Genomic DNA, 13,674 nt, shown 5'->3' on the forward strand with positions numbered 1-13,674 from the left:
CGCCTTCACGCGCGCCGGCCCGCAGCCTTGCCCCGCTCCCGGCAGACCCGCTCGAAGAGGACCCCGGCGGGGCGGGGCCGCGTGAAGCGGCCGGTGAACTGCTTGCCGTTGTCGGTGAGCACCTCGACCGGGACCCCGTGTAGTCGCATGGCGCGCACGAATGCGTCGGCCACCGTCCGGCCGGACGGCGTAGCCAGCACCTCTGAGATCCTCTCCAGGTTCCCGGATCCGCGCTGGTGCGTTGTGGCCAGGGGTTCACCCTCGGTAGATGCTCCTGTGTCGGATCGTGACCGCGTGGGCTGACTTTGGCTGGAAAACCTGCACCGCCGCCCCGGCTCGCACTCTACGGTTCAGTACCACAGGGAGTCGCGGTCGTCGGGGGCGTCGTGCTCCGGGGCCGTCCGATGGTGTGGGGGCCTTTGATGACTGCCCAGCGCGTGGTCCGCGGCCGGACCGGCGTGATCCTCGTTCTGATCATGGCCCTCGCCGCTCTCGGGCTGACCTCGCCCGCGCGGTTCCGAAGCGCCGCCGCGACGGTGCCGGACGCCCGGTCTGCGGCCACCGGGCCGGAGGGGCCCGAGGGCACATCGTTCAACCCGAACCAGATCAAGGACATCAAGGCGGCGGACCCCGGCGCCGGGGTGAACCTGATCGAGGCCCCGACGGCGAACAACAGCGGTGACGCGCGGCTGGCGTATCCGCTCGAGGTTCCCAAGGGACGTGGAGGCCTGCAACCCGACCTGTCGGTCGCCTACAACTCGGCAGGCGGAAACGGTTGGGCCGGCGTGGGCTGGGACTTGAACACGCCCTCGATCACGGTCGACACCCGGTGGGGCGTCCCGCGCTACGACAGCGGCAAGGAAACCGAGTCGTACCTGCTGAACGGGGAGCAACTCACCCCGGTGGCGCACCGCGGTGAACTCCAGGCGCGTACGGCGGAGAAGGTGTTCCACTTCCGGGTCGAGGGCAGGTTCGAGCGGATCGTGCGGCATGGTGACAAGCCGTCGAACTACTGGTGGGAGGTCACCGACAAGCAGGGCACCCGTACCGTCTACGGCGGGGCGCCGGACACCTCGCTCGCCGACGCGTCCGGCAACATCGCGGTGTGGGCGGCACGGGAGGTACGTGATGCGCACGACAATCTGATGCGCTACCACCACGTCCGGGTCGACGACGGCGGGGTCGCGAACGCCACCGTCGCGGGCCGCGCCCTGTACCCGCAGCGGATCACCTGGACCGGGCACGGTGACACCGAGGGCAGGTACTCGGTTACCTTCGTCCGGGACCGCGACCGGGGCGAGGCGCGCCGCGGGGACGTACAGATCGACGCACGGTACGGGTTCAAGAAGGTCACCGCCGACCTGCTGCGCCGGATCGAGGTCAAGCTCGACGACCAGCTGATCCGCGCCTACGAGCTGAACTACCGGTCCGGCGCGTTCGCCAAGACGCTGCTCACCTCGGTGTCGCAGTTCGACGAGAGCAACCAGCTGTTCAACACCCACACGTTCGACTACTTCGACGACGTGCGCGACCAGTGGGGCAACTACAACGCCTTCGCCGACGCGGCGCCTTGGTCGGTGCCGGACGACGGCCTCGGGGTGAACATCCGCGAAGGCGAGGCCAGCGCGATCTCGGCGAACACGTCGGCCGGCTTCGGCGCACACCTGTTCGCGGGCTACAACGTGCAGGGACTTTCGACCAAGGAGGGTTCCGTCGGGTTGAAGGTCGGGTTCAGCGCGGGCCAGTCCGACGGCCTCTCGACGCTGGCCGACGTGAACGGCGACAACCTGCCGGACAAGGTGTTCCGCAAGAACAACGAGGTGTTCTACCGGCCCAATCTGGCCAAACCGGGTGGTGAACCGAAGTTCGGCGACACGCCGGTCAAGCTCACCGGCCTCCCGGGAATCTCGACCGAGCGCACGCTGTCCGGCACCATCGGCGTCGAGGCGTACGTCCTCGCCACCTCGGCCCAGCTGGACTTCGTGGGCACCACGACCACCTCGGACCGGTTCTTCAGCGACGTCAACGGCGACGGCATCACCGACCTGGTGAACAACGGCGGCGTGCTGTTCGGCTACCTGGACGCGAACGGGCAACCCGCCTACAGCGCGGACTCCGCCCGCACCCCGGTGCCGGTCGGGGGCGGCGCGGTGACCGGCGAGATCGTCGGCGACCAGAGCGCGCAGTTCAACCAGCAGGTGGACAACTCGCCGCTGCTGGACTCCGTGCGCCGCTGGGTCGCGCCGTTCGACGGCAACGTCCGTGTGGACGGCCGCGTGCAGCTGACCCAGGACCCCTCGCCGGCGCGGGCGGCCTACACCAAGGCCGACGGCGTGCGGGTCACCATCCAGCACAAGGACGCCGAACTCTGGGCGCAGCGGATCGGCCCCGACGACCACACCGAGTTCACTCCGGGCAATGTGGCGTCGATTCCGGTGAAGAAGGGGGACGCGCTCTACTTCCGCACCCAGTCCATTCTGGACGGCAAGTACGACACCGTGGCGTGGGACCCGGAGATCACCTACACCGGTCTGCCGGCCGGCACGGACGCGAACGGGTTGGCGAGCACGGTGTTCCGTGCGTCGTCGGACTTCACCTTCGGTGGCAGGCCGTCTTTGGTGACCGTGCCGGTGAGCGGCACGTTGCGGCTGACCGGTGACGTGGTCAAGTCCAAGGCGACGTCGGACGACGTGACCGTCGTGATCGAGAAGGGCAACGGCGTCCACGCCGGTACGGAGGTGTTCCGCAAGGTCCTGCCCGCCGCGTCGACCGGTACCTCCGCGATCGACGTGAGCATTCCGGTCAGCGTGTTCGAGAAGATGTCGTGGAAGCTGAAGACCGACTCCCCGATCGACGTCTCGGCGGTGAGCTGGGCGCCGAAGGCGCACTACACGGCCGCGCAGGGGGTCGAGTCGGTGGTCGACGCCAAGGGTGATCCGACGCTGGTGATCAGCCCGCCGTACGACATGGACATGTTTCCGGCGGACACCCTCGCCGCGCCGCAGCAGTCCTACAAGGTGACCAAGACCGGCCAGTTGAAGGTGCGGCCGAAGATCGGCCTCAACTTCGGGCTCCTCGGTGACGCCAAGATCGCGTTCACGGTGAAGAAGCGCGGCGGGCAGCTGGTCGGCAAACGGGTCTTCGAGGCCAGGGACACCTACTTCAGTGGCTCGAAGCTGGATCTGACCGTGCCGGTCACCGCCGGCGACGAGCTCTACATCGACTACTCCACGACGGAGACCAAACTGCTCGGCACGCTCGTCGAGCAGTCCGCGTCGGTCACCTACGACGTGACCTCCAGCTGGCCGGCCTTCACCCCGGCGCCCAGCGCCCTGCACGCCTCCGTCGGGCAGGGCGCCTTCGCCCAGCCCTACCGCGGCTGGGGTGTGATCGGCTACCAGGGCAACCGCGACCGCGCCACCCAGCCGATCAAGCAGGCCGAACTCACACTGGACCAGAGCTTCAAGGACGCACTGCCCAAGGAGCCCAAGGAAGCGGACGTCGCGCCCTTCGCCGCGAACCCCCGGCTCACCATGCCGCGGCTGGCGGTGTTCGCCCCCGTTCCGGCCAAGGGCGGCTGGGCCGCCCAGGACGAGTCCTCCTGGGTCACCGCCGCGATGGCGACCAGTTCCCGCCTCGGCGCGGACACCATCGACGTCGTCACCGACGCCGACGTGGCCGGCGGCCGGACGGTGATGCGCCGCGGTGTCACCGGCCAGGTGTCGGCCACCCTCGCGGCCGGCCCGTTCGGCGGCACCGTGGTCGGCGGGATCACCGCGGGTTCGGTCGACTACCTCGACCTCAACGGCGACGGCTACCCCGACGTCGTGGGCGCCAAGGAGATCCAGTTCTCCGACACGACCGGCGCGCTCGGCGCCACGCGCGGCACCCTCGGCGGCAACGTCCGCGAGGCGGACAACGTCTCCGGCAACGTGTCGCTCTCTGCGGGCAGCGAGACCGCCACCGTCGCCAGCGCACTGGGCATGGCCGCCCCCGACGCGGGCACCAGCGCCAACACCGCCACCACCGGCGCCGTCCAACCCTCGCTCGGCATCGGCGGCAGCCTCGGCGGCGGCGAGTCCGACGTCCGCGTCGACCTGATCGACATCAACGGGGACGGGCTGCCGGACAAGGTGTTCGCCAACGGCGACGCCCAGCTGAACCTCGGCTACTCCTTCGCCGCCCGCGAACCCTGGCCGGCCGGACCGATCAACGACGCCTCCACCCGCAACGTCGGCGTCAACCTCGGGTTCAACATCGACCGCTACGGCTTCGCGGGCGGCGTGTCCGCCGAGCTGGGAACCTCGTTCACCAACGCGAGCATGGCGGACGTCAACGGCGACGGCCTCCCCGACCGGGTGTTCACCGACGGGACCAACCCGATCAAGGTCGCGGTCAACACCGGCACCGGCTTCACCGCGCCCGCCCCGTGGCGCGGCAGCTTCCCCGAGATCGCCGTCGACAAGAACGCCAGTCTCGGCGCGGGCGTCTACTTCACCGTCGGCCTGCCCACCCCCGTCGGCGTCTTCGTCTTCAACCCCGGCGCCAACGCGACCACCGGCATCAGCCGGGCCGAAACCAGCCTGCGCGACGTCAACGGCGACGGCCTCGCCGACCACCTCAGGTCCACCCGGGACAACGAACTCCTGGTCGCGGTCAACAACAGCGGGCGCACCAACCTGCTGCGCTCGGTCATCCGCCCGATGGGCGCCCGGATCGACCTGGACTACACCCGCTCGGGCAACACCGCCGACATGCCGCAGAGCCGCTGGGTGCTGTCCCGCACCTCCGTGTTCGACGGGCTCGCTGGCGACGGCGCCGACACGCGCCTGACCACCTACCGCTACGAGCAGGGCCACTACGACCGGCTCGAGCGCGAATTCCTCGGCTTCGGCCGCGTCGTGACCGAGGACCGCGAGCCCGGTGCGGGCGACGCCGTGCGGCGCGCGGTGACGAACGAGTACCGCACCGACGGGTACTACAGCCGCGGCCTGCTCACCCGCACGCTGACCACGGACGGCGCGGGCCGCCCCTACCGCGAGACGGTCAACACCTACCGGCTCCACGACACCTCCTCGGGCACCGAAGCGGACCCGAAGAGCCCGACGGCCACCGTCTTCCCACAGCTCACCCGCACCGAGGAGAAGTTCTACGAAGGCGCGGCCACCGCAGCCAAATCCACGTCCACCGAACTCTCCTACGACGGGTACGGCAACGTCGTCCGCACGTTCGACACGGCCGACGAGGGCACCGCGGACGACCTGGAGACCACCTACGGCTACAGCGCGTCCGACCCTGCCTGCCGCGACCGCGGCATCGTCGGGATCGCCAACGTCCTGCGGCAGAAGGCCACTGCGACCGGCGCGGTGCTGCGCCACCGCGAGACCGGCATCGACTGCGCGACCGCCGCGGTGCGCCAGGTCCGCGAGTACCTCGACGACAGCACCTCCGCGGTCTCCGACCTGGAGTACCACCCGAACGGAAACCTCAAGTCGGTGACCGGCCCGGCGAACGCGACCGGGCAGCGGTACAAGCTGGAGTACGGCTACGACACCGTCGTCGGCGTGCACATCGAATCCGTCGTGGACAGCTTCGGGTACCGGTCGTCCTCGACGCACAACCTGAAGTACGGCCTGCCCGAGCGCAACACCGACCAGAACAACCAGCCGGTCCTGATGTCCTACGACACCGCCGGCCGCCTGGACACGGTGACCGGACCGTACGAGACGGGCGGCGGCCAGGCCACGATCGACTTCGACTACCACCCAGAGGCGACGGTCCCGTACGCCACGACCAAGCACCTGGACCGCACCGCGACGGGGGTACGCGCGGACACCATCGACACGGTCACCTTCACCGACGGCCTCAAGCGGATGCTGCAGACGAAGAAGGACGCCTCGGTGGCCACCGCACCGGGGGCGGCGCCCGCCCAGGTGATGACGGTGTCCGGCCGGCTGAAGTTCGACTTCCTCGGCCGCGCGGCGGAGACGTACTACCCGGTCACGGAGGCCAAGGGGCCCGCGAACACCGCGTTCAACGCCACCTTCGACACCGTGGCGCCCACGAAGGACACCTTCGACGTACTGGACCGTTCGGTCAAGACGGTCCAGCCTGACGGGGTCACCACCAGCACCGGGTACGCGTTCGGCCCCGACCGGGCGGGCACGACCCGGTTCGAGCAGACGGTGACGGACGGCAACGGCAAGCAGCGCCGTACCTACACCGACGTCCGCGGCGCGACCACCTCGGTGAAGGAGTTCGACGGCCCCGCGGCGATCTGGACCAGCTACGAACTCGACCCGGTGAAGCAGGTCACGGCGATCACCGACGACAAGAACAACGTCACGCGCGCCGAGTACGACGGCCTGGGGCGCCGCACCGTGTTCGACAGCCCGGACGCCGGACGCACCGAGACGCGCTACGACCTGGCCGGGAACATCACGGCGAAGATCACCGCGAACCTCCGGGCCGCGGGCAAGTCCGTCGAGTACGACTACGACTACTCGCGGCTCAAGGCCATCCGGTACCCGACGTTCCCGGGCAACAACGTCACCTACGCCTACGGCGCGCCGGGCGCGCCGGACAACGCGGCTTCCCGGGTCACCGAGGTCCGCGACGCGGCCGGGACGACGACCCGCGCCTACGGGGCGCTGGGCGAGGTCACCAAGGAGACCCGCACGATCACCGCGGCCGGCGGCACTCCGCGCACCTACACCACCGCGTGGCGCTACGACGCCTTCAACCGCGTGCTCCAGCTGACCTACCCCGACGGCGAGGTCCTGACCTACGACTACGACTCCGGCGGCCACGTCACACGCGCGACCGGGGTCAAGAACGGGACCGGCTACACGTACCTGGACCGGCTCGACTACGACAAGTTCGAGCAGAAGATCCTGCAGCAGACCGGCAACGGGGTCCGCACGACCTACACCTACGACGCCGAGGACCGCAGGCTCGCGGCGCTGCAGTCGGTGGCGCCGAACGGGACCCCGTTCCAGAACCTGGGCTACACCTACGACAACATCGGCAACATCACCGCGCTGGCGAACAGCGCGCCGCAGGGCGGGGAGATCGGCGGCCCGAGCACCCAGACCTACGGGTACGACGATCAGTACCGGCTGACGTCCGCGTCCGGCCGGTACACCGACAAGAACAACCGGGTCAACAAGTACACGCTGACCCTGGGCTACGACTCGATCCACAACACTACGAGCAAGTCCCAGCACCACGAGGTCACGGGTGGCACCCCGGCCTTCCCGGTGGGCGGCGGGGCGGCCGGCCCGATCGAACCGGTCGACGACCCGACGAACCCGGCCGACGTCCAGGACAAGACCAGCTACGACTACGCGTACGCGTACAACGGCACCAAGTCGCACGCGCCCAGCAAGGTCGGGCCGATCACCCACGCCTACGACGCCAACGGCAACCTGACCGACACCGTCAACACCGCCGTCAACGGCAAGCGGCGGCAGTTCGTGTGGGACGAGGAGAACCACCTCGCCTGCAGCCAGGACACCGCAACGGCCACCGTCGCGCAGGACCCGAGCGGCTGCACGGACGCCACCGTCGCCTACACCTACGACGACAAGGGCGACCGCGTCGTAAAGAAGGGCGACGGACTCTCGCTCTACCCGAACCGCAACTACAGCGAACACGACGCGACCGGCTACAAACACATCTTCGTCGGCGACAGCAGGCTGACGACCAAGACCGTCGCGGTCACCGGGACCGAGGACGCCCAGTGGTTCTTCCACGCCGACCACATCGGCTCCTCCGGGTACGTGACGGACAAACAGGGCGCGGTCGCCGAGCACCTGGAGTACTTCCCCTACGGGGAGACGTGGGTGGAAGAGCGGACCGGGCAGGCGGACACGCCGTACCAGTTCACCGGCGAGGAGCTCGACGCTGAAACCGGCCTGTACTACTACGGAGCCCGCTACTACAACCCGAGGACCCAGCTGTGGGCCGGCGCCGACCCGGCGCTGCCCGACTACCTCGACAAGGACATCGCGGGCGGCATCGGCGAGCCGCGCAACCTCGCCGCCTACACGTACACCCACAACAACCCTCTCCGCTACACCGACCCCACTGGGGGGCTCCTCCAGCTCGCCCCCTTGGCGCCGGCCGCCCCCGCCCTCGCCACCCCTGCGGGCGCCGTCGTCGTTGGCACCATTGTGATCGGCGCCACGGTGTACGCCATCATCAACTCCCACACGCCCGACGACTCGGTCGCCAACTCCCCGCGCGCAGCCCAACCCGGGCCGGTGCCGCAGCCTCCGCCGGCACCCGGAACGAAGACCGACGACGAGGAGATGGTGTCGATCTACAAGGCGCCACAACCGGGCATGGGTGATAAATTCATGTTGCGCGGATTCCTGAAGGAAGACTTTCCCTCCGGGGATGGCATGAATGGTTATGCATATTTCGCGGGACCGAATGACCGTGCATTGGCGGAAGAATACGCTCGTTCATACAATGGAGGTGTTATCGAAATTCGCATTCCCAAGAGCGACTACGACTTGATTTGGAAGCGCTTTGAGAAGCCCTACGAAGGCGGACCACGCGCAGAGCTGGAAATTCCGGGCGACACCGTTACCGCGCTCAACGCCTACCGGCCGTGGGTGCTGCACCGATGATGAACGGAGTAGATGTGTGGAATCAAGTAAAAGAAGAGTACCCGGTCGGCGCTGTCGTTGATGTCGAAGTTTCCCGGCGAGTGGTGTTTGGGGTCTTTGTGGAGCTTCAAGGTTTTCCAGGAGTTTCGGCGATCGTCGACATCGTCTCGTACAGGCCCGACGGAGTGGCGGTCACTCCCGACGAGCTTCCCCCGCCGGGAACGCGGATTCGAGCACGGGTCGTGGAACACAACGAGCGGACGAAGCAGGTGAAGTTGAGAGTCGGGCCCTAACGATCTCACCGCAGGCCGGACCACCGGCTGCTTGACCATCCTTATGGTGGCGTGCGGCGTCCGTGACCAGGCCGGATTCCTTGACCACCCCCGGCCGGCGGGCGACGACGGCCAGATCTGCGGCGGCGTACACGGCCCGGATCTCCGCTTCCTCAGTACGGCGCCCGTGAGGTGCAGCCTCACGTGCTCGATGGACCGGATCTCGTCCAGTAGGGCGGCGTCGAGCGGGTGGCCGGCGACCAGTGGGTGCAAGGGCCGATTCACCTTGCCGAGCGCGGCGGCGGCCGTCGGCCAGCTGCTGCCGGCTAACGGCCGTGACTGCTTGTGCTATCGAGTTGATCAGCCTGGGAGAGGCGGGTTCCAGATCAGCTGGTTGCCGTTCCAGGACGCCTGGAATGTGCTGGTGCCGCCAGAGGGGCAGCATTGCGGGTCGCTGGGCCGATACTTCCGGTACTCCAGTGTCACCTTCTGGCCGTCTTGGTTCTTGATGGTGACGATTCCGCCGATCGCCTCGCTGTCCCTGCCGACGTAGCGGTTTCCGTAGAAGAAGAAGACTCCTTGGATGGAGCCGTCTCCGTCGGCAGTGCCGGCGCGCACTGCCCGCAGCGGGCCTCGGAGATTGGCCATGTCGGTTGCGTTCGCGCTGTAGCCGAGCTGCTTGATCTGCTGCAGGGCGGCCTGGGCGTCGAAGTCACCGGCCTGCGGTTGCTTCGGGCAGCCGACGAAGTCGGTGACTGCGGCTGGCGGATGGAGGTTCTGAAGCTTCTTGCAGTCCTGAAGCCAGCCGGGGTCCGAGTCGTCGCCCATCGCGGGGACGAGGGTGGCCGCCGGACTGAGCGAGTCGTGGTCGCGTTTGAAGACGCTGATCGTGACGAAGTCGGACGTCTGGGGGCCCCAGGTGACGGCTGCCCAGCCGTTCCAGCACATCGGCTTCCCAAGCGATGGGGTTCCGGGCGCTCCGGGCGGGTTCATCTGCTTGCGGATCGCCGCACGGAGGATGTCGTCCGAGGGACAGGGCGACGCGGCGGCCGGATCGGCAGTGGGAGTGGGAGTGGGAGCTGCTGTCGGGGCTGGCGTGGATGGCGGTGCCGGGTTGGCGCCGGGTGTGGACCAGAGGACCTCTTCGATGTGGAAGAGGTCGCTGATCTCGAGAGACAGGTCGTCCCTGCCCCAGAACGCAAGTCCGAGTCCGGCAGAGGTGTACAGGCCAGCCTTGAGCTCGACCTTGTCTGGCTGGCCGCCGCCTCCTTCGGTGGCGAGCTTGATTCCGGGGGTGAGGTCGAGGAAGGGCCCGGCGATCCCATAGAGGTCCATCTCTAGATGGAGTCCCGACTTCGCGGTTCCTTCGATTGTCGCCTTAGGGCCCTTGGCCAGGGTGAAGTGGTTGTCGAAGGACGCGATCGGGCGGGGCAGCCCGCTGCCGCTCCAGTCGAGCCCGGCGGTCATTTTCGCTTCTTGGCGGGCATCGATCGCGACATCGAGCTTGGCGAAGCTGGCTTCAAGGCTGCCGACGACGTTGGCCTTCATCACGAAGACGAGAGGCACACCCCCGGCCCACAGGGGAAACTCGCCCAGCGGGACCGGCTCCGGCGGATCCCGGAACTTGAGATTGCACTTCATGAGCTCGATGGACGGAGGCACGGTCAGCAGGAGACGGGACTTCTGGGTCATGTTGAGTGCCCACCGGGCGTTGTGGATACCTGTGGGATCCCAGTCGATATCGAAGTCGAGGTTAGGCCCGGCACCACCGATTGCCGCCTGCTCGAGTGGGCTGCTCGGGTTGAGGCTTGCCGCCTTCTGGCATTCGGCCTCCATGCCCGGTCGCATGGTCTCCTTACGGAGGCTGGCGTTGAGCGTGAAGTTCCCGGGGTCACCCCCGATGCTGAGCGGGTCGTCTCCGGTTGCGGCCAAAGCAGCGCTGGGCCCTGGGCTGGTGCCGCTGGGGACGGTGAAGGCCGCGTTGGTGACGGCGGGTGTTGACGACGCGGCTTGGCCAGCGCCCTGGGGGGGCTTGAGGGCAACGTGTTGGGCGTGAATCTTTCCCTTGGGCATGGCGTCGCGGATCGTAGCAGGCGTGGTGGCGACCAGAAGTTGCCCGTGATCTCCTTGGCGGACGGCTGTCACCTTGCGGATCAAGCCCTGGGGCGTCTTCGGACCGATGCCGACTACCAGGACATCCCCCGCGGTCAAGGCGTGCGCCTGGCCGGTATCGGAGGCGAAGATCAGGTTCTCGTCGGAGGCGTTGCTGACCAGATCCAGGTGCGTGGCGTCGAGGACCTTGGTGGTGTGCGGTACCTCGTTCGCGTAATCCGCGTCGGCGGACACGGAAGCACCTGCCGCGACCTTCACGGCGACCTCTGAGAGCACCGGGTAGAGGTCGCTCTCCTTCCCCCGAACCGGTCGAATGTCCAGGACGTAGCGTCCAGGGGACACTGCGAAGGTCTCGCTGGCCGACAGGTGCCGTTCGAACCCGTCGGGGCCGCGGACGGCGATGTCCGCTGCCGCGCCTTGGGGGAGATCTGCGACGGCAACAGCGAGCGTGCCTCGGCGTTCGAGCGACCACCAGGCGTAGCCGCCGAGCAGGGCGCAGACCGTGACGACGACGGTGAGCGCGAGAACAGTTCTCCGCCCTCTGCTGCCGCGGGGCAGGTGCGGGATCCAACGGGACATGTGCTCCCCTCCTGCACTGGGGATGTCGGCGGAGGACTCACCCGGTGCTTCGCGACGTGCTGGCCATCAGTCGGCGGTCGGCGGGGCCGGCGTCGTTTGGAGTGTGCGCAGGCGGAAGCCCGCTGACTGAATGCGTGATGGCCAGTCAGATGGTGAAGACCATTAACTCGATAACATGTCGTCATGGCAAGTCCTGGTACCGAACTGAGGATCTCGTGATTCGCCGTTGACGGTAGGCGGCTTAAGAGGGGAGGGCAGGATGGGCGACATCCCTGCCATGCATGACGGCTCAGCCTCTCCATCGCGTCGGGAACGGCTGCGCGCTGAGCTCGAGCGTGAGGCCCGGCTTGAGGCGCGTCGCCTCACCGCCGCTCACGGCGCGGCGGGCCTGAGCCTATCGGCCGTTGCTCGCAGCGTCGGCGTGTCACCGCCAGCGCTGTACCGCTACTTCAAGAACAAGAACGCCCTCATCCTCGCGATGTACGAGGATCTCACTGCAGAGTTTGTCGCCACGGTGGCCACGGCATCTCAGCATGAGGAGCCTGAGGACATCGGAGCGCAGCTGTACGCGGCCACCCGAGCGGTGCTCGACTGGTCGGTTGCACATCCGGCGGAGTTCGACGTTCTGATGGGAGCCACTTACGCACGCCTCGCCGCGGCCAAGCCGGGGATGGACAATGTGCTGCTACGCGACCTCGGCGGGTTCTTCGGCGCTCTGTTCACTCGGCTGTGGGAGCGGGGCGGCGTGCGCTACCCCACCGCCGATGAGATCGAACCGCTCCTGCGTGCCCAGCTCCTGACCTACGGCAAGCAGGCCGGCCAGGACCTCCCCCCGGGAGTGACGCTGCTGATGATCACATGCTGGCGCCAGATCTACGGGCTGCTCTGTATGGCTGTCTACAGCCACCTGGCCACCCCCTTCGACAGCTACGTGCCACTGTTCAACAACATGATGGACGACCTGCTCGCCCTACTCGGTGTAAGCCGCGGCCCTCACCAACGCTGACCCCTGGGCGGCCCTGTATCTGTCGGCCGTAGGGCGCCACGCATCCGCGAAGCTGGATGCTGCCCCGGCTCGTGCGTTCAGCGGTTGGTCCTTCGGATCAGGTGTGCCGCGCCGCGGCCGTCGGCACCGAGCGGCGTCGACGATCTGGTGCTCAACATCGGTGAGCCGAGACACGAAAGTTGGAACCAGGGTGGTGCGCTGGCCTGGAGATTCCGACCTTGCAGGACACCCTTGTTGGAACCATCTGGTCACGCTTCTTGCAACCGGCGGCGGGTTGCCATTCATGTTGGAACCAGCTCCGAAAAGCAGTTCGACACTGAGGTGCTACTTGACCAGGTGGAAGTCCGGAGGTTGCAGCCAGGCTTCCAGAAACGCCGCATCTCCGACGTGTCGAATCCACCGGCTCCCGCCCCAGGTGTCATAGGAGACCTCCGAGAGCCTTCCCGGGAGAGCTGACGCCAGTGCTCTCGCCCGGGTCAGGACTGCCTCGTTCCTCGTGTCGTCTCCTTCGGCGGCGCGGCTGCTCAGGAGGCCGTCGAAGTCGACCGCTGCATCGAGACGGCGGGCGAGAGCGAGCACCAGGTGGCCGAGCAGCATGTGGTTCACCGGGCCCGAGCATCCGGTACCGGCTACCAGCCCCTGCACCGGTGGACGCGAGAACGCCGAGTAGTCCTCGTCCTCGGCAGGTATCTCTTCGTCCTCTGGCAGGAAGAACACGCCGACGCCGGCCGGGTCGAAGGCCGGCAGGCCCAGGGCGGAACCGTCTCGCACCCAGAAGTCCACGTCGCCGCCGGCCGTGGTCTCCACCGGCTCGCAGAAGGTCCCCAACCACGGAACCACATCGGCCAGGATGTCCGCGAACCCGCGTGGCTCGAAGAGCCACCGTCCAACCGCCGGTCCCGACATGCCACCCTCCAGGGTCCCGTGACCCAGGTGCCACTGGGCCCGGTTCTACCAGATCCCGGCGGCGGGCGTCTGATCATTTGGGGGCACAGTTAAAGCTCAAGATCGATTCCAGTGCCAGCCCGCTCCGGTTCCAACACCCGTGACCAAGTTCCAACTACCGTGTCACGGCTCAGAGAGGGACACG

Annotated in this window: 4 protein-coding genes and 1 pseudogene; 2 read left to right on the top strand and 3 right to left on the bottom strand. The window is 67.8% G+C overall.

The window, feature by feature from the left end:
* Positions 1-29: 29 nt before the first annotated feature.
* A pseudogene (locus tag ACFXHB_RS10155) lies at positions 30-209 on the bottom strand (IS481 family transposase); the annotation flags it as partial.
* A 213-nt stretch (positions 210-422) separates the two neighbouring features.
* Between ACFXHB_RS10155 and ACFXHB_RS10160 the strand changes: the two are divergent.
* A complete protein-coding gene (locus tag ACFXHB_RS10160; RefSeq protein WP_380573452.1) occupies positions 423-8,636 on the top strand; it encodes a SpvB/TcaC N-terminal domain-containing protein in 8,214 nt (2,737 codons plus the stop codon).
* A 611-nt stretch (positions 8,637-9,247) separates the two neighbouring features.
* On the opposite strand, the gene ACFXHB_RS10165 is transcribed toward ACFXHB_RS10160, so the two are convergent.
* Positions 9,248-11,578, bottom strand: coding sequence for an LppP/LprE family lipoprotein (locus tag ACFXHB_RS10165; RefSeq protein WP_380573454.1), 2,331 nt, complete (start codon positions 11,576-11,578; stop codon positions 9,248-9,250).
* A gap of 259 nt (positions 11,579-11,837) precedes the next feature.
* On the opposite strand from ACFXHB_RS10165, the gene ACFXHB_RS10170 reads away from it, so the two are divergent.
* The gene (locus ACFXHB_RS10170; RefSeq protein WP_380573455.1) at positions 11,838-12,584 is read left to right on the top strand and encodes a TetR/AcrR family transcriptional regulator; all 747 of its coding nucleotides are present in this window, start codon (positions 11,838-11,840) and stop codon (positions 12,582-12,584) included.
* A gap of 324 nt (positions 12,585-12,908) precedes the next feature.
* Here the strand turns inward: ACFXHB_RS10170 and ACFXHB_RS10175 are convergent, their stop codons facing one another.
* Positions 12,909-13,490: a DUF6368 family protein gene (locus ACFXHB_RS10175; protein WP_380573456.1), complete on the bottom strand. Its 582-nt coding sequence runs from the start codon at positions 13,488-13,490 to the stop codon at positions 12,909-12,911.
* Positions 13,491-13,674: the final 184 nt, after the last annotated feature.

Source organism: Kitasatospora sp. NPDC059327, assembly GCF_042752535.1.
GTDB lineage: Bacteria > Actinomycetota > Actinomycetes > Streptomycetales > Streptomycetaceae > Kitasatospora.